This is a genomic window from Numidum massiliense, assembly GCF_001375555.1.
GTDB lineage: Bacteria > Bacillota > Bacilli > Thermoactinomycetales > Novibacillaceae > Numidum > Numidum massiliense.
Genome location: NZ_CTDZ01000009.1, coordinates 521,666 through 548,655, shown reverse-complemented (window position 1 = coordinate 548,655; position 26,990 = coordinate 521,666). Strand labels below are relative to the sequence as shown.

The window sequence follows — 26,990 nt, the reverse complement described above, 5'->3', positions numbered from 1 at the left end:
GCTAACAGGCGTGAGCCGTCGGCCGCCATCTGTTAGCCTATTTTGCATACGCGACGTTCACTTCTTCAACCGCTTCACGACCGCTACCATTTCTTCCGCAGCCCGCGTCACATCTTCCACCGTATTCCCCCGCCCGAAACTGATGCGGATCGCCGAAGCGATCACCTCGTCGGAAAGCTGCATCGCCTGAAGCACGTGCGACGGTTGCAAAGAACCGGCTGTACAGGCAGAGCCGCTGCTACAAGCAATGCCCGCCAAATCGAGGTTCATCAACATCGCTTCTGTATCGACCCCGCGGAAGCTAATATTTAAGATGTGCGGTAAATGCGCTGTCGGGTGTCCGTTGATGACAACATCGATGCCGTTCTCCTCCCATACCGCGAGCATCGTCCGCCGCAATGCCGCACAGTGTAATCGCTTTTCTTCGACTTGTGCTGCAGCGATTGCTGCCGCTTCCCCAAAGCCGACAATGCCAGGGACGTTCTCCGTTCCGGCACGCCGCTGACGCTCTTGTGAGCCCCCGAACTGTAGTGGCGCAAGGTGCACCTTCGGTGCGACGTACAAGGCGCCGACACCTTTTGGCCCGTTTATTTTGTGCGCGGCAACCGTTAGTAAATCGACCGGAAGTCGTTGTAAATCGAGAGGAATACTACCAAAGGCTTGCACCGCATCGGTATGAAAGAGAACCCCCTTCTCGCGTGCGAGCGCGCCGAGTTCGGCAATCGGTTGCACCGTCCCAACTTCGTTGTTGCCGTACATGACACTGACGAGAACCGTCTCATCTGTTAAGTGGGCGGCAACTTCCTCTACGTGCACCATTCCCGTCCCGTCGACCGGTATGTACGTCACGCGGTACCCAATCTCCTCTAAGAAGCGACACGTATCGAGTACTGCTTGGTGTTCAATCGCCGTCGTGACGATGTGCTTGCCGCGCGCCCGCAACGCTAAGGCCGCCCCAATGAGCGCGGTATTGTCTGCCTCTGTGCCGCCGCTCGTAAACACAATCGTGCGCGAGTCGCAGTTAAGACTTGTTGCCACCTGATCGCGCGCCTTGTCGATCGCCGCCCGAATTTGCCGGCCATAGCGGTGAATACTCGACGGATTGCCGAAACGCTCGTCCAAATACGGCAGCATCGCCTCACGTACGGCGGGATGAAGCGGCGTCGTCGCAGCGTGATCTAAGTATATACTCATAAAAGCCATCCTTCGTTCAGAATTAAATAATCGGCCACTAAATCGGCTACAAATATAGACAAATACTTTTAAATGTAAAACATATAATAGTCGTTATTTCCTTTGTCCTCGAACGTAATCAAATCCTGTAGCGTCGTCGAATTGAGCACCTCGTTCACACTGTCGCGGATACGCAGCCACAAATGGCGTGTCGCAGGGTCTTCGTCTTCCGAACATTCAACGAGACGAATCGGACCTTCCAAGACGCGAATGACGTCGCCAGCGGTAATATCCTGTGGCGCGCGGTTTAATTTGTAACCGCCGTAAGCGCCACGTATACTTTTCACTAATCCGGCATTGCGGAGTGGAATCACTAACTGTTCTAAATAGTGATCAGACAAGTTGTGACGTTCGGCAATGCTCTTTAACGCAACCGGTCCTTTACCGTAATGGTTGGCTAAATCCATCATGATGATTAGCCCGTACCGGCCTTTGGTCGAAATTTTCAACGGCAAAATTCCCTCCCACTAAGTACGTTATCCATTTTTGCCACATTTTTAGAGACCAATGCATAATCGGCCCGATCCCTAGCGCGGCCGCTAGCGTTCCGACAAACACCGGGCCGCCCAACATCCAGCCGATCGTAAGGGCGACAATTTCGATGGCGATACGCGTACGCCCGATCGGCCAATCGATGCGCTTGGCGAGCGCAAGTGTAAAACCGTCGCGCGGTCCTTCCCCAAATTTCGCCACGACGTACATTCCCGTCCCGAAGCCGACGACAAAGATTCCCGCAAGCATTAACAATACCCGCCATAGCCAAAAGTCTGGTGTGGGAATGCCGAGCATGAGAAACAAGTCGATACAGGGGCCGATGTAAAGCATGTTGACGATACATCCGAGAGATGGACGCCTCCCGAGTAGCATCGTAAAAATGATGAGGATCACACCGACTAAAATCGTCCACGTACCGATCGAAAGTGGCGTCACCTCCGCTAGGCCGACGTGTAAGACGTCCCAAGAGACGACGCCGAGGCTCCCTTTAATCGCTAGCACACTCCCTAAACTGATAAGCGCCATCCCGACGAAAAACATGGCGCTGCGCAAAAGTAACTCTCTGGCCCTCTCCATCTTTTTTCCCTACCTCTCTATTTGTTCCAACAAACACTTCTCGTTACCGGGTACCTTTTCTCGTAACAGGCACCTTTTCTCGTTAACAGTTGCCCTTATGTGACAACTTGACTTTCTTGTCACGAACTTGATTTTCTCACGAAGACTGCGTGATGCTCCTTACTTGCGTCATTCGTTACTCGTGTAAGGCGATATTCCATATCGATGAAAGGCCGACAATTTACAGTTACGGACTCTCTTTCGTGAGCTCCGCGACTCGTTCCAAATACGTGCGTAACCTTTTCTCTACCCCGTGGTTGACGGGTCGGTAATACGATTTACGGACGCCCTCGGGAAAATACGTTTGCTTTGCGACATTTCCCGGGTAATCGTGCGGATAGAGATACCCTTTGCCGTGGCCGAGTTTCTCTGCCCCTTTATAACTCGCATCGCGCAAGTGGAGCGGTACGGGTCCGTGTCCTTCTCGCTTCACATCGGCTAACGCCTCATTAATGCCGACGTAAGCGGCGTTGCTCTTCGGGGCAGAGGCGAGATACGTCGTCGCCTGAGCGAGTGGAATCCGCCCCTCCGGCATCCCGACTAATTCGTAAGCTTGGAACGCGCTCATCGCCACTTGCAGTGCTAGTGGATCGGCGTTACCGATATCTTCGGCTGCGGCGATAACGAGGCGCCGCGCGATAAACCGCCCGTCTTCCCCGGCATCGATCATTCGCGCCAACCAATAGAGGGCGGCGTCGGGGTCAGAGCCGCGAATCGACTTAATAAACGCAGAAATCGTATCGTAGTGGTTGTCGCCAGTTTTGTCGTAGCGCACCGCACGGCGCTGAATACTTTCGACCGCAGTAGCTAAATCGATATGGATCGCCCCGTCATTCTGTGGCGCAGTCGTCGTCACCGCCAATTCTATCGCGTTAAGCAGGCGCCGCGCGTCGCCGTCGGAAAAATACAGCAGATGCTCCTTCGCATCGTCGTCAAAGCGGACGTCGTACATGCCGAGGCCGCGATCCGCATCGTCTAACGCTTGCGCCATAATGGCGGCTAATTCTTCGTGACTGAGTAGATGCAGTTGAAAAATTTGCGACCGCGACAAGAGGGCTGCATTCACTTCGAAAAACGGATTTTCCGTCGTCGCGCCGATTAAAATGATCGTTCCATCCTCGACATACGGAAGCAATGCGTCTTGTTGCGACTTATTAAAGCGGTGAATTTCATCGATAAACAGTGTCGTCCGCTGCTCATACATACCGCGCCGCTCTTTCGCCTCGCGGACGACGTTGCGGATATCGGCGACGCCAGCGATGACAGCGTTCAAATCGGTGAAATGTGACTTCGTCGTCGCAGCGATGACGCGCGCTAACGTCGTTTTTCCCGTGCCCGGAGGTCCGTAAAAAATTAATGAAGAGACGCGGTCTGCTTCAATCGCCCGACGCAACATTTTACCGGGACCGACAATGTGCGTCTGCCCGATATACTCCGCTAACGTACGCGGGCGCATGCGCGCTGCTAGCGGGGCTGTTTGTTTCTTATCGTTTTCTGCTAAATAGGAAAATAAATCCACCGCGCATCTCTCCCTTGAAGAAAACTCTCCAAAAACTGCGAATTCATACCTGTTTTGTCAACTAAAAACGTATTTACGTGACGGTATCACAATTGGTGACACACTCATTTACCATAAAATAAGCGACCCACACAATGCATCGACTCGTGTACGATGACAGATGGGTCGCCTCTATTATATAAGAAGAAGTGGTTGTCCTTCAATGTGTTTACACGGTTTTTACGTCGAAAGGGTCCCAGCGCTCACTTTTGGCATCGATTAGCGATTAATTCCTATTTTCAGACGTCATCTGCGCAATTAATTCCGGTACATCGCGCCAAGCGGTGATGCGCGGTACGTTGTAAGCTAGCTTACGGTTGTACGCCGCGTCCACGACGACGACCGGAACTCCCTCTTGCACGAAGCGCTCAATGTGGTCCGGCGCGTCTTCAAAAAACAAATCGAGCTGCAACTCCTTAGCTTTTTTAGCTTTGTTTTGCATGTTCATAAACAAATTGACACCGTTAAAAGGAAAGCGATGCTTCTTCAGCCACGACTCGGTAATTTTTGTGATGTGTGGAAAGCCGGGCCGCGCTGTAATAAAATAGATCAAATGTCCCGTCTCATTTAGATTAGTTAACACTTCGGCGGCGTGCTCGAGGGGTACTCCGAGCGAGTATATTTTCGGCTCCAGCTTCCGCCACAGCTTTTTGCTCTCCTTCTTCTCCAAACCGTACGCTTCGTCCAAGTGAAAGGTGCGCACATCTTCTAACCGCACCTCTCTATGTAACTTTTTGTTAAAAATTTCGACGGCGGCGCGCTGCGTCTGTTCAATCGTGCCGTCAATGTCGACACCGATCCTCAACATGGTCACCCCCCCGATCGCAGTTACTGTCAACTGTTATTGTTATTATAGTATGTGTTATTGACACGCCATACAATCCATCGTACAATACGGCGGATCTAAGCCGTTCGAACGGAGAATGACTTCTGCATGGAATGTTTTTATTGGCAATCTGCTACACGAGAAAGGTGAACACATTGCGTATGAAAAAAGAGAACACATTGCAAAGACCGTTGAATCGACATTGGTTCGTCCTCATCGTAGCTGCAGTCATTGAAGTTTTTTGGGTGATCGGGCTGAAGCACGCGGAAGGGGTATGGGCGTGGAGCGGCACATTTGTCGCTATGGTCGTGAGCAACTATTTATTAATCGTCTCTGGGCGCGTCTTGCCCGTCGGCACAGCGTACGCCGTCTATGTCGGACTAGGTACCGTCGGTACCGTACTCGCCGAGATGACGATTTTCGGCGAACCGTTCGAACTTGTCAAAGTGCTACTCATTCTCGTTTTGCTGAGCGGTGTGATTGGGTTGAAAGTTGTCACCGAAGAAAAAACACCGGAAGGAGCTAACTCGTAATGGCGTGGATCTTACTCATCGTCGCGGGGCTGTTTGAAGTATTCGGTGTCACGATGATAAACGAAGCGGCAAAAACGCGCAAGTGGTACGCTTATGCGCTATTAATCGTCGGCTTTAGCTTAAGTTTTTTCTTCCTGCACGTAGCGATGCGAACACTGTCGATGGGGACGGCGTACGCGATTTGGACCGGGATTGGTGCAGCGGGTGGCGCCGTCGTCGGGATGCTGTTTTACGGTGAGGCGAGGGACTGGCGGAGAATCTTATGGATCAGCGTCATTATCGCAGCTGCCGCTGGGTTAAAATTAATGACCGCATAAGACGGAAAAAAACATCAAAAAAAGAGAGCCCCATTATGCCGTGGCTCCTTAGTTTTGAACCTGCCTAGGCAGGTGGGTTTCCTGCACGGCCATTCACGGGTCCGCGTATGACACGGCATCCAATCCTGATCGTGACGTCCAGAATCCCGTTGATAAAGTGTTGGCTCAAAACTGTCGGGGTATCACGTACATCGCAGGGCTCATCTTTTTGTAACTTCATGTTACCACGCGGGCGACTTTTATGCAAGCGTTTCTTTTACGCTCGTCAATAAATATTCTTAAATTGTTCTTTTAGTATTAAAAGAACCGCACCCAGATAGGATGGACATCGCTTACGTCGATGTAGTTTAACTTTTTCTATTGAAAGGCAAATCAATTTAACGCTGTCCGCTGCGCAGGGTCGCTTATTGTGTGCAAACTGCCCCATCACTACGCGAACGGTTCTTCTTCACTGACCTTAAGGTGCAAGTCTTCTAACTGTTTTTCGTCTACCGCACTCGGCGCGTTCATCATTAAGCAGCGGGCGCTCGCCGTCTTCGGAAAAGCGATGACTTCGCGCAAGTTGCTTTGGCCGGCGAGCAACATGACGATTCGATCGAGTCCTAAGGCCATGCCGGCGTGTGGCGGTGTCCCGTATTCAAACGCCTGCAGTAAGAAGCCAAACTTGTCGTGCGCCTCTTCTTCCGTTAACCCGAGCGCCTTAAACATCCGTTCTTGCACGTCCCGCTCATAAATGCGCATGCTGCCGCTGCCGAGTTCGTAGCCGTTACACACCATGTCGTACGCTTCCGCCCGTACGCTTCCCGGATCGGTTTCCAGTTTGTCGAGGTCTTCGGCGACAGGCATCGTAAACGGATGGTGCATCGCCACGTAGCGCCCTTCTTCTTCCGCATACTCGAGCAGCGGAAATTCCGTCACCCACGCTAGCGCAAACGTGTTTTCCGGAATGAGGTTTAAGTCGCGCCCGAGTTTTAAACGCAGTTGGCCGAGTGAATCCGCAACGACTTGCGGCTTGTCGGCGACGAACAACAAGAGGTCACCCGTCTCAGCCGCAAGTTCCGTCGATAGTTGCGCCAGTTCTTCTTCCGTGAAAAACTTCGCAATAGGACCTTTCAGCCCGTCCTCTTTAACGGCGATCCACGCGAGTCCTTTCGCCCCGTACGGCTTTAAGTAATCCGTCAATACATCGATGTCCTTGCGGCTGTAACCGGCACACCCTTTAGCGTTGATCCCTTTCACTTGTCCGCCCGACTGCGCCGCTTTTGCAAACACTTGGAACTTACACTGTTTCACGATGTCGGTCACGTCATTGAGCTCCATCCCGAAGCGTAAGTCCGGCTTGTCGGAACCGTAGCGATCCATCGCTTCGCGGTACGTGAGACGCGGGAACGGCAGCTGCACCTCGTAGCCGACCGTCTCTTTCAGCAACTTCGCCATCATTTGCTCCAACTGCTGTTGCAGCGATTCCGGATGCAAAAACGACGTTTCCAAGTCGAGCTGCGTAAATTCCGGCTGTCGGTCGGCGCGTAAGTCTTCGTCGCGGAAACAGCGTACAATTTGGTAATACCGTTCCAAGCCAGCGACCATCAACAACTGCTTGTAAATTTGCGGCGACTGCGGCAAGGCGTAAAACTCGCCAGCGTACAAGCGGCTCGGCACGAGATAGTCGCGTGCCCCTTCCGGCGTGCTCTTGCCGAGCATTGGCGTCTCGATTTCCAAATAGCCGTTGTCGTTTAAAAACTGGCGGATCACTTGTGCCGTTTGGTGGCGTACAATGAGGGCGCGCTGCATCGATTCGCGGCGCAAGTCGAGGTAGCGGTATTTGAGCCGCACCGCTTCGTCGACATCGATGCGAGAATCGTTCAGGGTAAACGGCGGCGTTTTTGCCTTGTTCAGTATGTCGATCTTCGTCGCACGCACCTCGATTTTTCCGGTTCCCAGTTTCTCGTTGACTGTTTCGGCTGCGCGGGCGACGACGGAACCGGTAATGGAGACGACGTACTCGCTGCGCACGCTGTCCGCGATCGCGGCAGCTTCCGGGGAATACTCCGGGTTGCACACGACTTGCACAATGCCGTAGCGGTCGCGCACGTCGAGGAAAATAACCCCGCCCAAGTCGCGCCGGTTGTTCACCCAGCCGTTTAATTGCACCTGTTCGCCGATATGTGAGTCGTTTAATTCACCGCAAAAATGCGTTCGCTCTAAAAAAGACATGTTACTGTTCCTCCTGTTCGAGACATTGCTGTAAATAGTGCACGAGATTGTCTACAGGCACTTCTTCTTGCCCACCGCTCGCCAACTGTTTCACCTGTACGGTGCCGCGTGCGAGTTCATCTTCGCCGAGTATGGCGACCGTGCGCGCGTTCAGTCGGTTAGCGGCCTTCATTTGTCCTTTCATTTTTCGCGCCATGTAATCCCGTTCGGTACGGAACCCGTTTTGCCGCAGCGTCTGCACGAGTGCGCTCGCCTTGTCATCCGTCGCCTTGCCGATCGCGACGACGTAACAATCGATGCCAACCGCGCTCGGAATCTGTACTCCTTCCTTTTCCATCGCCAGCAAGAGCCGCTCGAGCCCGACGGCAAAACCGACGCCAGGCAAGTCGTCGCCGCCAATTTCCCGCACGAGGTTGTTATAGCGGCCGCCAGCAAAAATCGTACTCGCTTGCGCGCCGAGACCTTCACCGACAATTTCAAACGCCGTCTCTGTGTAGTAGTCGAGTCCGCGTACCATGCGGTCGTTAACGACAAACGGAATGTCCATCGCTTTTAGCTGCGCCTGCACAGCGGCAAAGTGTGGCTCACAACTGTCGCACAAGTAGTCTAGAATCGATGGCGCGTCCTTGGAAATGGCGCGGCATCGTTCTTTTTTACAGTCGAGCAGGCGGAGCGGATTGCGGTGAAGGCGCGCTAAGCAGTCGGGACACAACGCGTCCTTATGCTTCGTATAGTACGCGATCAGCTCTTCGCGGTACACGGGCCGGCACACGTGGCAGCCGACACTGTTAATTTCCGTGCGTAGCTGTGTCAGGCCGAGCGCGCGTCCGACTTCGAGCGCTAAGGCGATTACTTCAGCGTCAGCAGCTGGCTCTTTCGTGCCGAGCAATTCGATCCCAAACTGGTGAAATTGGCGCATTCGCCCCGCTTGCGGCCGTTCGTAGCGAAACATCGGCCCCATGTAATACCATTTTGTCGGGAGCGGTTGTTTGTCGTATTTGTGCTCGACGAAGGCGCGAACAGCACCCGCTGTCCCTTCTGGACGCAACGTGATATCCCGGTCGCCGCGATCGCGAAACGAGTACATTTCCTTTTCCACAATGTCGGTCGTCTCCCCGACACCGCGGCGAAACAGCTCCGTGTGCTCAAAAATGGGCGTACGCACTTCACCGTAGTTAAACGCTCGGCAAACAGCGCGTATGTTGTCCTCGACGTATTGCCACTTCTCTACTTCGCCCGGTAACTGGTCAACTGTACCGCGCGGTGCTTTAAAGCTCATCAGTCATCTCCTCCTTTGAAAAGCTCGCAACGAACGCCAAACGAAAAATTACCGCATGTTCAGATATGGAAAAAGGGTCGCGTGCAGAACATAAAAAATCTCCCGCCACTGACTCGTTTAGTCAGGGACGAGAGATTACTTTGTCTTATTGTGCACACATTTCCCGTGGTACCACCCTTGTTGGAGCAAGTCTGCTCCCACTTTAACCGGGTAACGTCCGGGACGACGCTGTCACCTACTGCCGGCATTCTATGCACTGCGCTTCTATGCGGACCGCCAAGTTTACCGCTCTTAAGTGCACCAATCCGGGTTCAGTGAAAGTCCTCCGAGAGGTCGTTCACTATGGCACGTTAGAAGGGTGCTTCCAGCCTACGACACCCTCTCTCTCGCTAAGTGGACATAGCTACTCTTCTCATCACTGGCAGTAACTGTTCAATTATAATGTCCCACATTATAGGCAACTTGTGTGCATTTGTCAACTGTTAAACCTCCCCACCTGTAAAGGTGGGATCAGATTAAAACGCGTCGGCGAGCAATTCGTAGGAGCGCAGCCGGTCTTCATGGCGATACGTAATCGTGACGGCGATCACTTCCTCGACGCCGTAAGCGGCGGCCATTGCCGTCAGCTCGTCTTTCACAGTACGCGGACTGCCGACGACCATGCGCTGCCGGTTAGCCGCAACGCGGGCGCGTTCGAACGGGCTGTATGCATACGCCTCGGCCATCTCGATCGGCGGCGTGCCCAAAGATGGCTGGCCGCTCTCCAGCATGAGTAAGGATAGATCGAGGCTTGATGCGATCCGTTCAGCTGCTTCGTCGGTATCAGCGCAAATGACGAACACGGCGACACTCGCCTGTGGTTGCTCGCAAAAGGCTGACGGTTGAAAGCGTTCCTTATACGCTTGCACCGCCGCCTGCCCCCCCTCACCGTTAATGAAGTGAGCAAAGGCATAAGCGGCCCCTTGTTCTGCGGCAACGGCCGCGCTTCCGCCGCTTGAACCGAGGAGCCATAATTTCGGCACCGTATCGATGAGCGGGGACACCTTCAAACCGTGCAGCGGATGGTCAGTCGGCAATGTATCGGTTAAATAAGCTTTTAACTGTGCAACTTGATCGGGATATTGGTCAACGTTCCGTCTTCGGTCGCCATTAAGCGCAATTGTCGCCCGCGGCATCCCACCCGGAGCGCGTCCGACCCCGAGATCGATCCGCTCCGGGTACAACGCCTCCAGCATGCGAAAATTCTCCGCTACTTTATACGCACTGTAGTGGGGCAACATCACCCCACCCGATCCAATGCGAATGTGGTTCGTCTTCGCCGCAAGGTGGGCAATGAGCACTTCTGGCGTCGAACCGGCCAGTGTCGTCGAGTCGTGGTGTTCAGATACCCAGAACCGTTTATAGCCAAGCTTCTCGGCAACTTGCGCCAGTTCTACTGTTTGCTGTAGCGCTTCTCGCGCATTGCTACCGTAAGAAATCGGTGACTGGTCTAGAATACTTAACGTCAGCATCTAACTTCCCCTCCTATACTCCATACCCGTATTATCCTACCACCGCCGCACCTTGTCCAGTCAAGCCCCCGAACATATGACGCAATTACCCCTAGCCAGCCTATCACTATTATTATACCCATGTTTCTGTATAAACTGTTAACTGCTTTCATTGACGAAAGCAATCGTTTATGCGGCAATAGTGTAACCTTTTACAATGACAAACGTCTATATTTGTGAGGGAACTTTTTTCCCATTATACAATACCTCAAGAAAGATACAATTCAAGAAAGGGGCAGTCCACGAAAATGAAAAAAAGAATTTTTAGTATCGAAGAGCTACCGGCTGTCGAAATCGTCGCGGAGTTGGGCGACGAAATCGTTGACACTGACATGCGCACGGACGATGCCACGCACACAGACCAAGTGGAACAAACGGCGCTAGAGAAGGTAGGTGAAGAGGCTCATACACTCGCACACGGTGCCGCGAGCTCACCTGCGAAGGCAACCGCCGCTAAAAGCCTCATCAGTAAATGCACGAGCAAAACATCAAAAAACACCGCTGGAAAACTGCAAATTAGCGGAATGACACAAACGACCACAAAAGTAACCACCGCCGCCATTACATACACACTGCAATGTTATACCTCTAAGCAGTGGAAAAGTGTGTTTACGACAAAGAAATACGAACGGCACAACAGTTCCTCAGTGAGTAAAACAGTGATACTCAATGCGAAAAAAAAGCGGAAATACCGCACAAAAGCGACCCACTACGTCAATCAGAAAGGACAGAGCGAAACGCGCACTACTTATTCCAACACGATTTACTACAGCTGAAAAAAGGGACCTAAAATAGGTCCCCCGCCCGCTTAAGGGCGCAACGATTCGGCAATGCGAATCATTTCCATTGGCGGCAAATAGCCCGACATATCAAAACTTACCTTATTGGCTAACCATACGAGATTGACAGCCCCGTTCTCCTGCTCGACTAAGGCGCCTTTCTCCGAATGAATGCGCACAATCTTCGACTTTGTTTTCGAGCCATTGAAATAGTAAGTCCCAGCTCCTTCGCCGGAATATTCCTGCCGAATCTCTAAAGTGTTTTTCCCTTTCCTATAATAAAGGGTCACCGAGTCACTTTTCACACCAGGGATGACATCGAGCATTATCTCGTGCAGTTTGTAGCCATCCGGCATGTATTGCGGCAACCTAATCTGAAAGGAAGTCATTTTTTTCGCCCGTTCGAGACTCTTCGTCCTCACTTCTTCGCTCTCGCCTACAATCTCGATATCCTCATCCGACTCGTCCGAACCGAAAGACGTGAATAAGCTAACCCCATCTCCCTCCGGTTTGAGAACAAGATTCTTAAACCAGTTAAACGCCGAACCAGTCTGCGGCAACATGAACACGATAAACAGGAGCGACGCCGCAGCGACGACGATGCCTAACGGTTTCCAGAACCGCCTGAAGGGCTTGCGCCTTTCCTTCGGGGCTTCCTGTTGCTCGAGTGCGTCAATTATATTTTGCCACGCCTCTTCTTTCGGCAGCAGAGCGTCAGGCGCCCGCGCCATCCCCTCTTCGATTGCCGCTTTCAGTAACTGCCCCGCACGTTGGTTGCGATCGTTCATAAGCTCTCACCGTCCATTAAGCGGTTTTTTTGCAGTATCGCACTCAGTTTTTGTTTTGCGCGAAATATTCTCGATTTGACTGTGCCGAGTTTTACATCGAGCGCCTCTGCAATCTCTTGATCCTTCAGTTCATGCAAATACTTCAAAATCAGGACTACGCGTGAATCCGCGTCAAGCGAATCGATTTCCCGCAAAATTTCTTCGATCGCAAACGCATCTTCCACCGTTTGCTCCACCGAAGAAGCGACTTCCCGCTGAAAAGCATTATTTTCTATTAAGACGTTATCGAAGGGCAAAGCGTTCCTTCTTTTTTGCTTTCTTATGTAATCAATCGCAGTGCGCGACGCAATGGTCGCCAACCACGCCCCGGCCCGTTCCCCGTCCGGACATTGCTCAATGTGGCGAAATGCCTTTATAAACGTATCTTGCAACACGTCCTGTGCTAAATGCTCGTCTTTAACGATGTAATAGGCCGTTTTATAGACGCGTTGATAAAACATTTCAAACAAAATGCGCTGCAACTCATGCCCTTGTTGTATCGTGGTAACCCCCTTTTATTACACCAATCTATATGTGTGACGCTGTCACCCGACGACAGCGCGCGACGGCATAAGTATGACACATCACTCGTTAAATCATTGTAAAAAAAGACATAAAAAGCTAAACGGCCTAGTTGCAACCGTCTAAAAGTCGAAAGTTTCTACAGCGCAAATCTTTCCATTTGTATTCATTATACTATAGCCGTACAGAAAGGGTAGGCCAAAAAGCACCCTCTACCGTAGTTGTAACCCATTGTGAACAAAGCCTTTTTTGTGCGCTGAGTGAAAATAACTCTTGCACTCAGTGTATTAGGTGATATAATACACTTATCACACACCACACGCTTGAACTTGTTGATCGGAGGGTGGCCAATGGATGAGCGGCGAGTTGACAACTTACTGTTTCGCCTCGATCTTAGCCAACCGCTCTACGAACAAATTTTAGAGCAAATGCAAAGTTCGGTTGCTAAAGGGGAGATTGCGTTGGGGGCGAAAATACCGTCCGTGCGCGAGATGGCGCACGCGTTGAAAGTTAATCCGAACACTGTCATGCGCGCCTACCAAGAGTTAGAGCGCGACGGGCTAACCGAGACGCGCCGTGGACAGGGCACATTTATTACGACCTCGGAAGAACGCGTGCACGCCTTTCGCACGGCGTTAGCCCAGCAATTGATCGAGGAATTTCTTACGAAGATGGCCCGCTTAGGATACGATTGGGCCGATATCCAGTCGTACGTCCTACGAAAGGGATTGTCAACAGGCATTGACAACACAGAGGAGGGAAATTAAAACATGACCGACTATGCCTTGCACTGCCACAACGTCACGAAAACATACGGCGCCAAGCGCGCGCTCGACTCTCTCGAGTTAGCGATCCCTGGTGGCCGCGTCAGCGGCGTGCTCGGTCCGAACGGCTCGGGGAAATCGACGCTTTTTCGTTTGACGATGGGCTTAAGCCGGCCCGACAGCGGCGACATTTCTGTACTCGGTCAGCCGCCGGGATGGGAAACGAACGGCAAAATCGCCTATTTACCCGACCGGGCGCGCTGGTTTCCCGATCACACCGTCAGCGACGCTTTCCAGTGGGCAGCCCACTTTTTACCTGGTTTTAACGCGGAAAAAGCGGAGGAGCTGGCCGACTTCATGCACATCGACCTGGAATCGCGGGCAGCCGGCATGTCGCGGGGCGAAGAAGCGCGCCTCATGCTCACTTTGTGTGTCGCTCGCGACGTGCCACTGCTCTTGCTCGACGAACCGTTCGCCGGCATCGACGTCGTTTCGCGCGACCGCATCGTGAGGGGATTAATCGACCATATCGGGACTAGTGAACAGACAATCCTAATTAGTACGCACGACATTTACGAAGTGGAAAGCCTATTCGACCATGTCGTCTTTCTCGACCGTGGCAAGGTGAAATTAGCCGGCGACGTCGACGACTTACGCCGCGCACACGGTTCGATGGACTCTCTGTTTAGAGAAACGTTCCGCGATCGCTTGTAACTCATTGTCATATAGACGATTTGAGACGTTTACTTAAGTCCGGTCCATAGGGACACTGTTCGTTATTATGAGGAGGTATTGCTATGCCGGAACAGCGCGTGTTTCTTCCACTGCTCCAGCACGAGTATATGTGGCGCCACGAGCGACAGCATTACCGAGAGGGCAGAAATAAGTGGTGGTTCGTTTACGCGATTCTACTCACACTGTTATGGCTGCCACTCTGGACGTATTTAATAAACACCGGCAGCGTCAAGCTGCACAACGTTTGGTATTTCACGCTCGGCTTTCCTTACATGGCCTTCTTTATTAGTTACGGTAACGTGATACGCGAATGGAAAAACGGTACGCGCGATTGGTGGTTAGCGCTCCCGCATTCGCGCCTCCATCTCGTCGCCGCAAAATATGTTGCGAGTTTGTTACAAGCGTTACTAGTTACTGTCGTCTCGTTTGCGGTAGCTTCAATTCTTGGTGCATATACCGCCGTAACGAGTGATGTGGTCGACGCTGACACACTCATTCGATTCCTGTTAACAGGCGCATCGTGGTCGGTTATATTGATCGCGCTCTATCCGCTCCTGATCGCCCTCGGTATGTTCATCGGAATCGTCGGCAGGTCGCGGGTAAAGCCGCTCACACCACTGCTGTGGATTTTGTTTTTTCTCGCAGCTAGCGGGCTATACACTTACTTTGGGAGCGCCGACGACACCCACAATTTGTTTCTCCTATTTTCCGGTGCGGAAAGTGTCACCGCGTCGTTCCCTTATCCGCCCGGCCTACCGTTCGTCGTCACCGCGAGTTGGCTTGCCGCTTATTGCCTCGTCCGTGCGACGGCGCGCGTCCTCGAACGGCATCTCGACATATAGTGTTACGGTGAACGTCCCGCGACATGCGTTCGCCCGTGCAACATAAACCGCGCGGACTGCTGGAAGTACGCAACTGCAGCATAAAGATTTAGCCGCTCCGTTAACTGAACATAAACAAAACGATATGGGAGTGAAAGTTGTGGAAACAGTTTTACATGTAAACAGACTAACAAAGGCATACGGTAGCAAACGCGCGCTTACCGACGTGACCTTTTCCGTGCGGCGCGGGTCGTGTGTCGGCTTACTCGGGCCGAACGGTGCCGGAAAGTCGACGACGATGAAAATTGTGACCGGCATTGTCGACGCTGACAGCGGTACGGCCAACGTCCTCGGGTTTGACAGCGAAAAACAACGCCGACACATTAGCCGCAAAATCGGGTACGTCCCACAAGCGATTGCGTTGTATGAAAAAATTACCGCTTACGATAACCTCATTTTTTTCGGCGAAATGTACGGGATGAGTGGCAAGGAACTGAAGGCGCGCATTGACGACGTGTTACAGTTCACCGGCCTTGCCGACCGCGCGAAACAACCGGTACGCAATTTTTCCGGTGGGATGAAGCGACGCATAAACATCGCCGCTGCTCTCCTCCACCGCCCCGAATTGCTCATCCTCGACGAGCCGACGGTCGGGATCGATCCACAGTCGCGCAACTTGATCTTTGACATGATTCGCAAGTTGCAAACGGAAGGGGTGACGATCGTCTACTCGACCCACTACATGGAAGAAGTGGAAGCCCTTTGCGATGAAATCGCGATTATCGACAGCGGCAGCGTCATCGCCCAAGGCGCCTTGCACGAATTGCTGGAGCGCTACGGCGAGAACGCGATCTACTTTGAGGCGGACGATTTAGAAGCGGGTAACATGGAGCAGTTACCGCAGTTCCGAGCGGTGACAAAAGCGACCGCGCAAGGCCGCGGCTGGAAGTTAGAGAGTGATGCCGTGCAAGAGACGATGCAACACGTGATGCGCACTGCAATCGAACGAAAGTTTACCGTGAAAAGACTCGAAGTCGTCCGCCCCTCACTAGAGACAGTGTTTCTCAATTTAACAGGTACGTCGTTGCGCGACGAGTAAGGAGGAGTTAGCGTGAAAAGTATTATTGTAAAAGAACTAAAAATACTATTGCGGGAAAAGGGAAACTTTTTTTGGTTGTTCGTGCTTCCGATCGTGTTCATCGTCTTGTTTGCCACCGTGTTCGGGAGTGTCGCCGATACGATTACGATCCACTACGTCGACGAGGACCAATCGGAAGCATCAGCTGCTTTTGTTAAAGGTTTGGAAAAAATTAAGGGATTTGCCGTAAAACAAAACGATAAGCTATCAATCGAGGAGCAGGTCACGCAACTCAAAAAGGGAAAAACGAATTCGCTCATCGTCATTCCAAAAGGGTTCGGAAAAGCATTTGACGCGCGGAAGGAGCCGGCGACCATCACATTTTACCGCGACGCCGCGGCGGACCAAAGCGTCGCGCCAATCGAAGCCGTGCTAAAAAACATGGAGAGTCACTACCGCAACGCAAAGCTAAAGGCAGTATTCGGCGAGATGGGCATTGGGCAAAAAGACTCAGAACAACTGCTAGCTGCACCGATCCGCATAGAAGAAGTAAAAGAAAACGCGGTGAAACTCGACATGGTCACCCAAGTCGTCCCCGGTTACACCGTCATGTTTGTCTTCTTCATCATGATTACGATGGCTAACCGCATGCTAAAAGATAAAGAAGGTGGCACCCTCGCCCGACTGCGCAGCACGCCGATGAAGCCGCTCGACTATCTCGTCGGCATGTGGGTCCCGCCGTTTATCGTCACGTGTATCCAATGTGTTGTCCTCCTTGCGTTCGGCTATTTCGTGTACGATTTACACGTCGGTGACGTGCTCGCCGTATCACTGCTCATCGTATGTCTAAACGTGTGCGCCACTGGCCTCGGCCTCGCCTTAGCGCTCTTCGTCAAAAACGAAAACCAAGGGGTCGCCTTTACGCAAATTATCGCTATGGGTGGCGCCGTCTTCGGGGGGCTGTGGTTTCCGTTCGAATTCATGCCGCGCATTATGCAAGCAATTGGCCAATTTACGCCGCAGTATTGGGCCCAGCGCGGGTTGCAGGACGTCATGCTCCGCGGCGCCCACACCGGAGACGTGTGGTTGTCGCTCGTCATCTTACTCGCGTTTAGTTTCGTCGGCGTGTCACTCGCCTTACTCCGCTTCAACCGATTTATCCAATCCGCGGAAAGTTGAGGGGGTTCGTAAGCATCTCTTGGCGGCTTTTTGTAACTCGGATAAGCAAGTATGTTAAAATAGGGCTGAACTATAACTAAAGGAAGATTAGCCAATGGACATACAACGGATCGAGCAGACGAACGACAATTTTACGATTAACACACTGCGCTACACACCCGACGCGCGTAAAGCACGCAATCTGGGCATCGTCATGGGGCACGGCTTCAGTGTTTCTAAGCACCACCTCGACGGCTTAGCTTCGTACCTCTGTTACATCGGTTACGAAGTCGTCAACCTCGACTTCCCCGGTCACAAAATGGGCGCCAGTCGCGGTAAGTTGACCCATCCAGAGGACTTAATCGAGGCGGTGCAATTAGCGCGCCGCAGTACGGAGCAATCGCGCGTCGTCCTCCTCGGGCACAGTATGGGTGCGGCGGCTGCGGTCGGTGCGGCCACGCAAATCGACGGTGTCGTCGGGTTGGTCACTCTCGGGATGGGTGCGAATCCGGAAGCGCGTTTTAACAATAAGTACGTGACGAGTGCGTTAAAGTGGGGCTCGATGTACGTCGAGGACTTAGACGGTGAACAGTTTTTGCAGCACATGAAAAAAGAACTCCTCCCCCGCATACAAGACGTCACTGTCCCCGCGCTCGTCGTCGGTGCGACGAAAGATTTTATTATCCCCGTGTCGAGCGTGAAACAGTTAGCAGCACTAGCCAGCGGACCGACGGCTGTCGAGATTTTAGAGACGAGTCACCAAGACTTGCCGGAAGACGCGAAAAAGACGGTACGCCGCTGGCTCGAGCAGACTTTCCCTGCCTAACCGATACGCTGAGACAACGTGCGACAACACCGTAGATTTCACAACCCTACAGCGTGCACCAAGCGCGTTCGCTCGTTAAGGTGACATACAAAACAGACGGGAGTTCCCCGTCTGTTTTTCTTTTCATATGCTGTTATTTCGTCAATCATTATCCCGTATGCTATTTTTCCGTACTTGTTACCATTGACTAGTTATCCTTGTAAGCTGTCACCTGTGCTTGCGCCTGTCATGGCGTTTGCCTTTTTCGTCTCCTGCCGAATCAGCTGTCCGTCACGTTCAGCTGCCCATTGCCCTCGTCAGACAGCAATTTACGAAAGCGCGCATACATCGCGAGCCGCCACGGCGCTAGCATCCCGAAGGCCAAAATAAAAAAGATACTCGCCGTCTGTTCCAAACTGACGTAGTTTTGCACAACATCGTGGAGCACGATGCGAATCGCCAGAAAACCTAACAGTATGAAGGGGAACACTTTCGAGGGCTTCAAGTATACGTCTCCCCCGTCAACGGCCATTTTGCTCGTTTTAATGAGGGGGACCGCAAAGAGACAACCGACGAGCAACGCAAAAAGGGCATAAGTGAGTGGGATGTGCGTCTGGGGGAAGACGAACATGAAAAACCCGGTACTCATCCCGATCGGTGGCATTAAAATTTTCTTTGCGGACGTCGGCTTTTTCGTCGCCCTCAGGCGTAACACGATGACGAATAACGCCATGCACGCTGCGCCGATCGTCAACAAGAGCTGATAGTTCACTCCTGCCGGTAAGGGTAAGGCCATGTCAATTCTCCTTAGTTGTACGTTGCGAAATATTGTCGTATAAAATGTGTACCACCATTTTACGACATAACGCTACACCAGCACAACCCAGCCTGCGATACGAAACCGGAACGATCCCCCACGTACGCGAAGACTCGCACGACGCAAGCTCTAAAAACACCTGCGAAAAATTATCCCTTGTGCAATAGAAACATCTAGTAGCACTTGTACATATGTGTTCCAGCTACCGATCCTTCCGATCACACGCTCGCGGCTCTTAAGGATTTTAAACGGAGGCCTGTTCCCCATTACCACCCAAACGCCGTACCACCCATTGCCGCAAGTAAGGAAACAACAGCGACAAAACGGTCAAGACGAACAGTACGAGCGCAATCGGACTCGTCACGAACACGGACCAATCACCGTTCGAAATCGTTAGCGCCTGCCGCAGCGACTGCTCCATCATCCCCCCTAGAATGAAGGCGAGAATAAAGGGCGGTGCCGGAAACTCAAACATGCGCATCAAAAAGCCGACCACACCTAAAGCTAGCAACAAAAACAAATCAAACGTATTAAAATTCACCCCGAACACGCCGATAAAACAAAAAATGATAATGAGCGCGATGAGCATTGGGCGCGGAATAAGTAAAATGCGCGCAAAATACGGGATGAGCGGCAAGTTGAGAATGAGCAAAAAGATGTTGCCGACGTACATGCTGGCAATGACGCCCCAAAAAATGTCCGGATGCTGCTCGTACAAGAGCGGCCCTGGTTGAATGCCGAAGACGAGCAATGCCCCTAATAGCACAGCCGTCGTCCCCGACCCGGGAATACCTAACGTCAACAGCGGCACGAACGCCCCGCTACACGCCGCGTTGTTCGCCGTCTCCGGCGCCGCGACACCGCGTATGTCTCCTTTGCCGAACTGGGACGGGTCTTTCGCTAACCGCTTTTCTGTCAAATACGATAAAAAGGAAGCGATCGTCGCCCCGGCGCCGGGCAGCACCCCAACGACGAACCCGAACAGCGAATGCCGTGTGACCGGGCCACCCAGCTGCTTCACTTCTTTTTTGTTCAAGCGCAAACTGCCAATGCTCTTTTTATGGGCAAACTTCTCGTGCCGCGCCAAAATTAAAAACACGACTTCCGCCAAAGCGAACACACCGAGGGCAATGACGAGAAAGTCGATCCCGTCGGCCAAGTGCGTCGAGCCAAACATGAACCGCTGCGTCCCCGTTTGCCCGTCGACCCCGACAGTGGCCAACATGAGTCCAGCGACACCGGCAATGAGGGCCTTTACTGTCGATCCGTCGGACAAACTGGCAATCGCCGTCAGCCCCATCAACATGAGGGCAAAATACTCAGTAGGTCCGAAGGAAACGGCAAAATCCGCCATGAGTGGCGCCACCATCATCAGTAACACGACGCCGATTGTCCCCCCGGCAAAAGAACAAATCGCTGCGACCGCGAGCGCTTTACCCGCTTCGCCCCGCTGTGCCATCGGATAACCGTCAAAGGACGTCGCCACCGTACCGGCGACCCCCGGCGCATTCAACAAAATGGACGACGTCGAGCCGCCGAAAATCGCGCCGTAATACACACCGGCCATCATAATTAACGCTGAGGCTGGACTCATTTGATAACTAATCGGAATCATAATCGCGATCGCACTTATCGGCCCGAGCCCAGGTAACATGCCGATCACCGTGCCTGCTAATACGCCGAGAAACACGAACAAAATATTTTCCGGCGCAACCGCCACTTGTAGGCCTGTTAATAAACCATCTAATGCATCCATCGTTTCACCTCACTAACCGGAACATTCCCTTCATATTGCATAAATAACAACAAACGTTCATGGTTTAATGTACACCCCTGCTCAAATACGTGTCGCATTCAAAAAGGCAAGATGCCGCGCGGCAAATAAATGAGTAGTACGTAATTAAACGTGTAGTACATCGCGCCGGAAAAAATGAAACTAACGAGCACGTTAGCCGACCACTTGCGGTAGCCGAGAAAACGCGTCGCGAAGATGAGAAAAGCTACAGTCGTCAACAAAAAGCCAACGCGTTCCAGCAAAAAGACGTAAAGCAGCATCGCCCCAAACATACTTATGAGCACACCTATATCTTGTTTGTCCAACCGGCGTCGCTCCGCGGCGACGCTGGTAGGTTTACTTTGCACAAATAATATGACAGAAAGTAGCGCAAGCAAGTAGCCTAACCCTTTCGGGATGACGTCAGCATCCATCGGCGTATACGGAAATTCAGGTAAACGGTAGGCTCCCCACAAATAAAAAACCGCGGCGGCAAACAACACGATTGCAATTTTGCGATCGGTGGATAGCGACACTCTACATCTGCCCCTTCTCTTGAATATAAACAAGATCTACCCGCTTAATTGCCTTTCTTTAAGCCGATCTCCTGCATCAGTTTTTCAAACACGTCATACTCTTTATCCAAGAAGTTGCCAAACTCCTCACTTGTCATAAAGTTCGCTTCCCAACCGTAACTTTCCAATTTCTCTTGCCATTTATCAGTTTCCGTCATCTTCTTTAACGTTTCTTCCCAATACTTTACGGCTGCGGGATCCATATTCGGAGGCCCCATAAAACCGCGCCATACGATAAACTCATCGTCAATGCCTTGTTCTTTTAGTGTCGGAAACTCGGATACCGTCTCCTCCTTCAACCGCTCCGGTGCGGTAATGGCGAGGACGCGCACTTTACCAGCTTTCGCTTGTTCCGTCGCTTCGGCGAGACCGGTCGAATACACGTCAACCTGCCCGCCGAGTAACATCGCCATCCCGTTACCGTCTTGCGAAGACACGAATTTAATGTTCTTTGCATCGACTTTCGCCGCGTGTACCGCTTTTACAAACTGCATGTGATCCATACTGCCGGGTGCCGAATCGCCGACGACGGAAATGGCGCGCGGGTTCTTTTTTAGATCGACGACGAGATCTTCCATCGTCTGCCACTTCGCATCCGCTTTCACGACGAACGCCGCGTAATCGGCGATGAGCCCGGCAATCGGGGTGAAGTCTTTATGGTTATACTCGGACTGGCCGTTAAGCGGCACGAACATAATCGGTGGCGACGTGACGAACAACGTGTGTGGATCCCCATCTTTTTGATCGTGAATGTATGTCCAACCGATCGCTCCGCCACCGCCCGGTTTATTCACGACCATAATATTTTTTTCGACGAGCCCTTCTTCCGACAACACTTGTTGCACCGTACGTGCCGTCGTATCCCATCCACCGCCAGCTCCAGCAGGCGCGACGAATTCAATGGGCTTTTCCGGCTCCCACACGGCATTTCCTTGCGCCGTGGCGGACTTGGCCTCCTTTTTTCCCGAATCGCCTTTCCCTTGTTCACTCTCGCTGTTATCTGCTGTCTGGCAGGCGGCTAATACGAGTGCCATCGCAAGAAGGAAACTAAATACGACACTAATATAACGCCTTCTTCCCATTACATAACCTCCTCAATAATCGCGCGTCGATCACTTCGCATCGCTACCGCTTAGAAGGGAACGATCGCACACAAAAAGCAAAGCGCTTTCAATGATTGTTTTACTATACTGTGTCGCAGATTGTTTGCCTAGTTTATACACTTAAACGGCTTAATGAGTATAAACATCATTTTGTGCATAAAGTGTATGAAAAAAGGCACTCACTTTTGGCGAGTGCCTCTCACATATGTTTCAAGCTGCGTACGATATACTTTCGCTCCGGCCGCCCGACAGTACCGTAGGAAATCGTTGTCTCGAGTTCGCCTTCGGCGACGAGATATTCTAAATAGCGCCTCGCTGTCGTCCGGCTAGCCCCGAGCTTGCGCCCGACTCGTTCCGCCGTTAGCGCCCCCGCTTCCGACTCCGCCTTAGCTGCAACGATCGCGCGCACTTGCCGCAACGTCGCCGGGTCGATCCCTTTCGCGTGTATTTCACGTTGCCTTCGTCGCGCGAGCTTTTGAAACAGCTGATCGACTTCCCGTTGCCCCACACTCCCACGCTGCAATAGTTCCCGTCGGTACTGCCGGTAAGCGATGAGTGTTTCTTGAAAGCGTTCGAACGTAAACGGCTTGATAATATATTCGAGCGCACCGCCGCGCAAGGCCGACTGGACTGTGTCAATTTCTTTCGCCGCCGTAATGAAGATAACATCGATTTTTAACTGTTTCCGGCGTATCTCCCGCAGCAAGTCACTGCCCGATAATTCGGGAACGTATTCATCCAACAAGACGAGATCTAGCTCAGTTGCCCTGAGTAGCTGTAACGCCTCGTTGCCCGTTCCAGCGACTCCGACGACGGTAAACCCTTCGATGCGTTCGGTAAACTCCCGATTGAGATGAGCGACGCGAAAGTCGTCTTCCACAATTAAGACGCGGATGAGCTCCATCAATTGTTTCCCTCCTGTGAAATATTGCCCTCCTGTAGAGTGCTCCTTTTCTGAGAGATGCTTCCCTTCTGCGGAATGCTGCCCTCTAATAGAATGTTTTCCCTCTGCGGAATGCTGCCCTCTAACGGAATGTTTTCCCCCTGCGGAATGCTGCCCTCTAATGGAATGTTTTCCCCCTGCGGAATGCTCCGCATCAATGGTGCGTTTCCCTGCTGTGGAATGACGACGGTAAATAGGGCTCCGCCTTCGTGTTGGTTGTTCACGTGAATCGTACCGCCTAACTCCTCTACGGCGCTTTTGGTCAACGCGAGGCCGATCCCGCGGTGTTCCCCACTCTTCGTCGAAAAACCGCTCGAAAAAACGTACGGCAAATGCTCCGGAGCAATTCCCGGCCCACTGTCACTCACTTCGATGTATATGTCGTCATTGCCGTCGGTCACAAACATATCGACCCGGCGTTCGCGCGGGGGTGAGTGGCTCACCGCTTCTAACGCATTTTCCAACAAGTTCCCCAAGATCGTCACTAATTTGTGGCGGTCGATTTCTGCTGCAACGTGACAAAGCGAACTTTCGGGTTCGATCTGTAAGTTGACTTTTAACTCTTGGGCTCGGCTGTATTTTCCGATGATGACGGCAGCGATCATTTTATCCGGAATGCGCTCCCGCAAAAATGCAATCATGTCTTGGTGGTCTTTTTGCAATTCGGCAATGTATGCCTTCACTTCGTCGTAATCGCCAATTTGCACCATACCGGCAATCGTATGTAATTTGTTGTCAAACTCGTGTGTTTGCGCCCGTAGCGCCTAGGCGTATCGCTTGATACTGGACAGTTCTTGATGAACGCGATCGAGATCAGACTTTTCACGGAAACTGGAGACGGCACCGATGACGGCACCTCTTTCGTATATCGGCACGCGGTTGACCACGATGAGCCGCGAACCGATCATCATCTCTTCGTCCGGAATGCGTTCCCCCGTCGCCAGCACGTCCAACATGCGCGTATTCGGAATGACTGCTTGAATGTGCCTGCCGATTAGTTCGCCTAGCACTTGCAAAATGTGTTCCGCTGCCTGATTCGCCACCGTGATGACCCCCTCTTGATTAATCGCAACGAGACCTTCCCGCACCGACTGCAAAATCGCGCTGCGCTCTTTCAGCATGGCGTTGCGTTCCCGTAACAAATCAGCGATTTCGACGGGTTCCAGTCCGAAAATGTCCCGTTTGATGCGCCGCGCAAGTGCGACGGCCCCGGCAATGCCAGCTAGTAAACAAGCGAGGCTAATGAGAACAATTTTTTGCACGTAAGCCATCGTCGCCTCCTGTATGTTCTTCATGAGAAAGCCGACCGACACGATGCCGACGATGTTACCCTGCTCGTCTTTGACTGGCACTTTTCCGCGCATCGAGCGCCCGAGTGTCCCCGTTGCCACGGAGACGTAAGCTTCCCCGAAGGCAAGCGCTTGATCGTTGTCGCCGCCGACCATGTGCGCCCCGATCCGCTCTGGAACCGGATGCGAATAACGGATCCCGTTCACGTCGCCGATGACGACAAACTCAGCCTCGGTCGCGGTGCGGATGTGTTCCGCCAACGGCTGGATCACCTTCGATGACGCTGAATCACCTCGTGCGAGCGCCTCTTTTACTTCCGGCATTTCAGCGACCGTCCGCGCCACATCGAGCGCGTTTTCACCGATATGTTCCTCTAATGTAGCCGTAAACATATGGATAAAATATACACTTGTAACCGCTAACACAACGGCTAATAAAAGAATCGTCAAAATGACGATTTTTGTTTGGAGGGTGACTGTCCGGCGGCGGGCGGTCGCTGTTGTTCTTCCAATTGAAGTTGTCGTCCTGATCATTTTCCCTCGCCACCTTAACTGCTAATACCGTGGCGATGGGCGTAAATCGCCGCCTGCGTACGGTCCTCGACGCCCAGTTTACTTAAAATGTTGCTAACGTGCGTTTTCACCGTTTTAATGCCAATAAAGAGCTGATCGGCAATTTCCTGATTGGAGCGCCCTTCGCCAATTAAGGAAAGCACTTCTAGCTCCCGTGCCGTACACTGTTCGTGTGGCAAAGGCTCTTGCTTCCCACGTGCAAAGCGGTTGATGAGTTTGCCCGCAACTTGTGCCTCAAACACGGATTGCCCCCGATACGCTTGTCGTACCGCTTGGGCAATTTCCGAAGCGCGCGCCGTTTTCAGTAAGTAACTGAACGCGCCGGCTTCAACTGCCGGGTAGACTTTATCGTCGTCGTGAAAGCTTGTCAGGACGATGACTTTTGCCTCGGGATACACTTTTTTGATCTCTTTCGTCGCGGCAATTCCGTCCATCCCTTCCATTACTAAATCCATCAAAATGACGTCCGGTTTCGTCTGCACGGCAAGTTTCACCCCTTCCGCGCCGCTCGACGCTTCACCGACGACTTCAATCCCTTCTTCCGTCGATAAAAAAGCAGCTAGGCCCATACGCACCATTTCGTGGTCGTCGACAAGCAATACCTTTACCTTTTCTTCCACGTCTAGCCCTCCCGCAAGGTGAGTTGTTACACGACAACCGTTAAGTCTTCGCTCGGCGGCGTCTATTCTCCTGTTTCTCTTTATGTCACTCTTTGACGACGAGCGGGACGGTCACTTCGACCATCGTTCCCTTCCCCGGCGCAGAAGAAATGTTTAAAACACCGCCAATTTCGGCAACGCGCTCCCGCATGAGCATCATCCCGTACGAAGACGCCTTACTGTTTTCCTCTGCAGAAAAACCGACACCGTCGTCCGTTATTTTTAAGCGGATGTTTTGCCGGACGACTGACAGTTTGATCTCGATTTTTTTCGCCTTCGCGTGGCGCAGCGCATTCGAGAGCGCTTCTTGTAAGATCCGGAACAGGTGGTCTTCCACACCTTTAGGCAATTCGGGTAGTTCGCCAATCGACCACACAAAGTCGAGCGTATGCTTCCCTTGTAGTTCGCTTAACAGCTCCCCGACTCCTTGCGTGAGACTCTTCCCTTCCAAATGCGCTGGTCGCAAATGGAGCAACAGCGCCCGCATTTCCGACTGGGCGGCAACTGCCATCTCTTCCACTAATGCCACTTGCTGTACCGCCTTGTCCGGATTGTGTGCGAACGTGCGCTTTAAGGCGGCCATCGTCATCGAGATGGCGAACAGCTGCTGACTGACGGCGTCGTGCAATTCGCGGGCGAGGCGATGCCGCTCTTCCAGAATGGCCCCTTGTTTCACTTGGTCGGTCAGTTCGACATTCGTCGTCGACAACCGTTGTAGCGAAGCGACTTGCTGTTGAAAACGCGCCGACATGTCGTTTAATTGCCGCCCGAGTTGCCCGATTTCATCTTCCCCTAAATCGGGTATACGCGCCGATAAATCGCCCCGTTCTAAACGCAGCGTCGACTGTAACACGACTTCCAGCCTTTTTTTCAACAAGTTACCTCTAATGTAGCCAATTGGCGCCCCGACGACGACGGCAGCAAGCCAAAAGATGACGATAGAAATAAAGGCAAAAGCGATCCCAGGAAACGCCGGTAGCGACCATCCCCACTGCGTGTCCATCCACGACTTGAGTGAGGCAATTTCCGCTAAGGCGTACCACGCGTAAAAAAAGAGTATCGCTCCGAGCGTCACGGCACTAAGACACGCCCACAGCAGTTGGCGCATGTATTGCCACTGAATGTTAGGCAGACGCTTGACTGGCATA

General features: G+C 52.4%; 28 protein-coding genes, 1 other RNA gene and 1 pseudogene. 9 read left to right on the top strand and 21 right to left on the bottom strand.

Features of this window, described 5'->3' with window-relative positions:
• Window positions 1–57: 57 nt before the first annotated feature.
• The 5 genes from BN1247_RS03210 to BN1247_RS03190 all read right to left on the bottom strand — a co-directional run bounded on the left by BN1247_RS03210 (window position 58) and on the right by BN1247_RS03190 (window position 4,709).
• On the bottom strand, window positions 58–1,194 hold the full coding sequence (locus BN1247_RS03210) for a cysteine desulfurase family protein (protein ID WP_054949102.1): 1,137 nt from the start codon (window positions 1,192–1,194) through the stop codon (window positions 58–60).
• Between the two features lie 68 nt (window positions 1,195–1,262).
• The gene (cymR, locus tag BN1247_RS03205) at window positions 1,263–1,682 is read right to left on the bottom strand and encodes a cysteine metabolism transcriptional regulator CymR (protein ID WP_054949101.1); all 420 of its coding nucleotides are present in this window, start codon (window positions 1,680–1,682) and stop codon (window positions 1,263–1,265) included.
• Window positions 1,615–2,304 carry a YczE/YyaS/YitT family protein gene (locus tag BN1247_RS03200; RefSeq protein ID WP_054949100.1) on the bottom strand — a complete coding sequence of 230 codons (690 nt, stop codon included), beginning with the start codon at window positions 2,302–2,304 and terminating at the stop codon, window positions 1,615–1,617. Before BN1247_RS03200 ends, cymR begins: the two co-directional genes overlap by 68 nt.
• Window positions 2,305–2,530: 226 nt before the next feature.
• On the bottom strand, window positions 2,531–3,862 hold the full coding sequence (locus tag BN1247_RS03195) for an AAA family ATPase (RefSeq protein WP_054949099.1): 1,332 nt from the start codon (window positions 3,860–3,862) through the stop codon (window positions 2,531–2,533).
• Window positions 3,863–4,127: 265 nt separating this feature from the next.
• Window positions 4,128–4,709 carry a 5' nucleotidase, NT5C type gene (locus BN1247_RS03190; RefSeq protein WP_054949098.1) on the bottom strand — a complete coding sequence of 194 codons (582 nt, stop codon included), beginning with the start codon at window positions 4,707–4,709 and terminating at the stop codon, window positions 4,128–4,130.
• 179 nt (window positions 4,710–4,888) lie between these two features.
• On the opposite strand from BN1247_RS03190, the gene BN1247_RS03185 reads away from it, so the two are divergent.
• Window positions 4,889–5,260, top strand: a complete 372-nt coding sequence (locus BN1247_RS03185; protein WP_187119708.1) for a DMT family transporter — start codon at window positions 4,889–4,891, stop codon at window positions 5,258–5,260.
• Window positions 5,260–5,577, top strand: a complete 318-nt coding sequence (locus BN1247_RS03180; protein ID WP_054949097.1) for a DMT family transporter — start codon at window positions 5,260–5,262, stop codon at window positions 5,575–5,577. Before BN1247_RS03185 ends, BN1247_RS03180 begins: the two co-directional genes overlap by 1 nt.
• A 23-nt stretch (window positions 5,578–5,600) precedes the next feature.
• On the opposite strand, the gene ssrS is transcribed toward BN1247_RS03180, so the two are convergent.
• The 4 genes from ssrS to BN1247_RS03165 form a co-directional block, all read right to left on the bottom strand.
• A non-coding RNA gene (ssrS, locus tag BN1247_RS16975) (6S RNA) lies at window positions 5,601–5,780 on the bottom strand.
• Window positions 5,781–6,006: 226 nt separating this feature from the next.
• Window positions 6,007–7,791: an aspartate--tRNA ligase gene (aspS, locus tag BN1247_RS03175; protein WP_054949096.1), complete on the bottom strand. Its 1,785-nt coding sequence runs from the start codon at window positions 7,789–7,791 to the stop codon at window positions 6,007–6,009.
• A 1-nt stretch (window position 7,792) separates the two neighbouring features.
• Window positions 7,793–9,070, bottom strand: coding sequence for a histidine--tRNA ligase (gene hisS, locus BN1247_RS03170; protein WP_054949095.1), 1,278 nt, complete (start codon window positions 9,068–9,070; stop codon window positions 7,793–7,795).
• A 515-nt stretch (window positions 9,071–9,585) separates the two neighbouring features.
• Window positions 9,586–10,581 (bottom strand): LLM class flavin-dependent oxidoreductase, encoded by a 996-nt coding sequence (locus tag BN1247_RS03165; protein ID WP_054949094.1) that lies wholly within the window; start codon window positions 10,579–10,581, stop codon window positions 9,586–9,588.
• Between the two features lie 287 nt (window positions 10,582–10,868).
• On the opposite strand from BN1247_RS03165, the gene BN1247_RS03160 reads away from it, so the two are divergent.
• Entirely contained in the window at window positions 10,869–11,396 is a 528-nt protein-coding gene (locus BN1247_RS03160) for a hypothetical protein (protein WP_054949093.1), read from the top strand.
• Between the two features lie 32 nt (window positions 11,397–11,428).
• Here BN1247_RS03160 and BN1247_RS03155 read toward each other — a convergent pair whose 3' ends face one another.
• Entirely contained in the window at window positions 11,429–12,187 is a 759-nt protein-coding gene (locus BN1247_RS03155) for a DUF4367 domain-containing protein (RefSeq protein WP_054949092.1), read from the bottom strand.
• Window positions 12,184–12,708, bottom strand: coding sequence for an RNA polymerase sigma factor (locus tag BN1247_RS03150; protein ID WP_261796017.1), 525 nt, complete (start codon window positions 12,706–12,708; stop codon window positions 12,184–12,186). Before BN1247_RS03150 ends, BN1247_RS03155 begins: the two co-directional genes overlap by 4 nt.
• A 390-nt stretch (window positions 12,709–13,098) precedes the next feature.
• Here BN1247_RS03150 and BN1247_RS03145 point away from each other — a divergent pair, with 390 nt between their 5' ends.
• From BN1247_RS03145 to BN1247_RS03120, 6 genes are all read left to right on the top strand, one after another.
• A complete protein-coding gene (locus BN1247_RS03145) occupies window positions 13,099–13,515 on the top strand; it encodes a GntR family transcriptional regulator (RefSeq protein WP_054949090.1) in 417 nt (138 codons plus the stop codon).
• Window positions 13,516–13,518: 3 nt separating this feature from the next.
• Entirely contained in the window at window positions 13,519–14,226 is a 708-nt protein-coding gene (locus BN1247_RS03140; RefSeq protein WP_054949089.1) for an ABC transporter ATP-binding protein, read from the top strand.
• An 83-nt stretch (window positions 14,227–14,309) separates the two neighbouring features.
• Window positions 14,310–15,089, top strand: coding sequence for an ABC transporter permease subunit (locus BN1247_RS03135; RefSeq protein ID WP_054949088.1), 780 nt, complete (start codon window positions 14,310–14,312; stop codon window positions 15,087–15,089).
• A 139-nt stretch (window positions 15,090–15,228) separates the two neighbouring features.
• Complete coding sequence (locus BN1247_RS03130; protein WP_147675165.1) at window positions 15,229–16,167, top strand: ABC transporter ATP-binding protein; 939 nt, start codon at window positions 15,229–15,231, stop codon at window positions 16,165–16,167.
• Window positions 16,168–16,179: 12 nt separating this feature from the next.
• Window positions 16,180–17,325 (top strand): ABC transporter permease, encoded by a 1,146-nt coding sequence (locus BN1247_RS03125; protein ID WP_054949086.1) that lies wholly within the window; start codon window positions 16,180–16,182, stop codon window positions 17,323–17,325.
• Between the two features lie 94 nt (window positions 17,326–17,419).
• On the top strand, window positions 17,420–18,130 hold the full coding sequence (locus BN1247_RS03120) for an alpha/beta hydrolase (RefSeq protein ID WP_054949085.1): 711 nt from the start codon (window positions 17,420–17,422) through the stop codon (window positions 18,128–18,130).
• Between the two features lie 259 nt (window positions 18,131–18,389).
• Here the strand turns inward: BN1247_RS03120 and BN1247_RS03115 are convergent, their stop codons facing one another.
• From BN1247_RS03115 to BN1247_RS03075, 10 genes and pseudogenes are all read right to left on the bottom strand, one after another.
• A complete protein-coding gene (locus BN1247_RS03115) occupies window positions 18,390–18,905 on the bottom strand; it encodes a CcdC family protein (protein WP_074011037.1) in 516 nt (171 codons plus the stop codon).
• Window positions 18,906–19,170: 265 nt separating this feature from the next.
• Window positions 19,171–20,682, bottom strand: coding sequence for a tripartite tricarboxylate transporter permease (locus BN1247_RS03110; RefSeq protein ID WP_054949084.1), 1,512 nt, complete (start codon window positions 20,680–20,682; stop codon window positions 19,171–19,173).
• A gap of 98 nt (window positions 20,683–20,780) precedes the next feature.
• Window positions 20,781–21,236: a tripartite tricarboxylate transporter TctB family protein gene (locus BN1247_RS03105; protein WP_054949083.1), complete on the bottom strand. Its 456-nt coding sequence runs from the start codon at window positions 21,234–21,236 to the stop codon at window positions 20,781–20,783.
• A gap of 44 nt (window positions 21,237–21,280) precedes the next feature.
• The gene (locus BN1247_RS03100; RefSeq protein ID WP_054949082.1) at window positions 21,281–22,357 is read right to left on the bottom strand and encodes a tripartite tricarboxylate transporter substrate binding protein; all 1,077 of its coding nucleotides are present in this window, start codon (window positions 22,355–22,357) and stop codon (window positions 21,281–21,283) included.
• A 220-nt stretch (window positions 22,358–22,577) separates the two neighbouring features.
• Window positions 22,578–23,282 (bottom strand): response regulator, encoded by a 705-nt coding sequence (locus BN1247_RS03095; RefSeq protein ID WP_054949081.1) that lies wholly within the window; start codon window positions 23,280–23,282, stop codon window positions 22,578–22,580.
• Window positions 23,282–23,926 carry a sensor histidine kinase gene (locus BN1247_RS03090; RefSeq protein ID WP_261796059.1) on the bottom strand — a complete coding sequence of 215 codons (645 nt, stop codon included), beginning with the start codon at window positions 23,924–23,926 and terminating at the stop codon, window positions 23,282–23,284. Before BN1247_RS03090 ends, BN1247_RS03095 begins: the two co-directional genes overlap by 1 nt.
• Before the next feature lie 45 nt (window positions 23,927–23,971).
• Window positions 23,972–24,073 (bottom strand): annotated as a pseudogene (locus BN1247_RS18325) (Spo0B domain-containing protein); the annotation flags it as partial.
• 12 nt (window positions 24,074–24,085) lie between these two features.
• On the bottom strand, window positions 24,086–25,144 hold the full coding sequence (locus BN1247_RS03085) for a PAS domain-containing protein (RefSeq protein ID WP_054949079.1): 1,059 nt from the start codon (window positions 25,142–25,144) through the stop codon (window positions 24,086–24,088).
• 14 nt (window positions 25,145–25,158) lie between these two features.
• On the bottom strand, window positions 25,159–25,803 hold the full coding sequence (locus BN1247_RS03080) for a response regulator (protein WP_054949078.1): 645 nt from the start codon (window positions 25,801–25,803) through the stop codon (window positions 25,159–25,161).
• 85 nt (window positions 25,804–25,888) lie between these two features.
• On the bottom strand, window positions 25,889–26,989 hold the full coding sequence (locus tag BN1247_RS03075; protein ID WP_054949077.1) for a HAMP domain-containing sensor histidine kinase: 1,101 nt from the start codon (window positions 26,987–26,989) through the stop codon (window positions 25,889–25,891).
• Window position 26,990 lies beyond the last annotated feature (1 nt).

Excerpts from the sequence above, each read along its gene's own strand:
- BN1247_RS03190 (WP_054949098.1), bottom strand. The coding sequence starts at position 4,709 with ATGTTGAGGATCGGTGTCGACATTGACGGCACGATTGAACAGACGCAG.
- BN1247_RS03210 (WP_054949102.1), bottom strand. The coding sequence starts at position 1,194 with ATGAGTATATACTTAGATCACGCTGCGACGACGCCGCTTCATCCCGCC.
- BN1247_RS03185 (WP_187119708.1), top strand. The coding sequence starts at position 4,889 with ATGAAAAAAGAGAACACATTGCAAAGACCGTTGAATCGACATTGGTTC.
- BN1247_RS03145 (WP_054949090.1), top strand. The coding sequence starts at position 13,099 with ATGGATGAGCGGCGAGTTGACAACTTACTGTTTCGCCTCGATCTTAGC.
- BN1247_RS03200 (WP_054949100.1), bottom strand. The coding sequence starts at position 2,304 with ATGGAGAGGGCCAGAGAGTTACTTTTGCGCAGCGCCATGTTTTTCGTC.
- BN1247_RS03115 (WP_074011037.1), bottom strand. The coding sequence starts at position 18,905 with ATGGCCTTACCCTTACCGGCAGGAGTGAACTATCAGCTCTTGTTGACG.
- BN1247_RS03100 (WP_054949082.1), bottom strand. The coding sequence starts at position 22,357 with ATGGGAAGAAGGCGTTATATTAGTGTCGTATTTAGTTTCCTTCTTGCG.
- BN1247_RS03140 (WP_054949089.1), top strand. The coding sequence starts at position 13,519 with ATGACCGACTATGCCTTGCACTGCCACAACGTCACGAAAACATACGGC.
- BN1247_RS03095 (WP_054949081.1), bottom strand. The coding sequence starts at position 23,282 with ATGGAGCTCATCCGCGTCTTAATTGTGGAAGACGACTTTCGCGTCGCT.
- BN1247_RS03120 (WP_054949085.1), top strand. The coding sequence starts at position 17,420 with ATGGACATACAACGGATCGAGCAGACGAACGACAATTTTACGATTAAC.
- BN1247_RS03110 (WP_054949084.1), bottom strand. The coding sequence starts at position 20,682 with ATGGATGCATTAGATGGTTTATTAACAGGCCTACAAGTGGCGGTTGCG.
- BN1247_RS03165 (WP_054949094.1), bottom strand. The coding sequence starts at position 10,581 with ATGCTGACGTTAAGTATTCTAGACCAGTCACCGATTTCTTACGGTAGC.
- hisS (WP_054949095.1), bottom strand. The coding sequence starts at position 9,070 with ATGAGCTTTAAAGCACCGCGCGGTACAGTTGACCAGTTACCGGGCGAA.
- BN1247_RS03180 (WP_054949097.1), top strand. The coding sequence starts at position 5,260 with ATGGCGTGGATCTTACTCATCGTCGCGGGGCTGTTTGAAGTATTCGGT.
- BN1247_RS03160 (WP_054949093.1), top strand. The coding sequence starts at position 10,869 with ATGAAAAAAAGAATTTTTAGTATCGAAGAGCTACCGGCTGTCGAAATC.
- aspS (WP_054949096.1), bottom strand. The coding sequence starts at position 7,791 with ATGTCTTTTTTAGAGCGAACGCATTTTTGCGGTGAATTAAACGACTCA.
- BN1247_RS03075 (WP_054949077.1), bottom strand. The coding sequence starts at position 26,989 with ATGCCAGTCAAGCGTCTGCCTAACATTCAGTGGCAATACATGCGCCAA.
- BN1247_RS03090 (WP_261796059.1), bottom strand. The coding sequence starts at position 23,926 with ATGATCGCTGCCGTCATCATCGGAAAATACAGCCGAGCCCAAGAGTTA.
- BN1247_RS03085 (WP_054949079.1), bottom strand. The coding sequence starts at position 25,144 with ATGATCAGGACGACAACTTCAATTGGAAGAACAACAGCGACCGCCCGC.
- BN1247_RS03135 (WP_054949088.1), top strand. The coding sequence starts at position 14,310 with ATGCCGGAACAGCGCGTGTTTCTTCCACTGCTCCAGCACGAGTATATG.
- BN1247_RS03155 (WP_054949092.1), bottom strand. The coding sequence starts at position 12,187 with ATGAACGATCGCAACCAACGTGCGGGGCAGTTACTGAAAGCGGCAATC.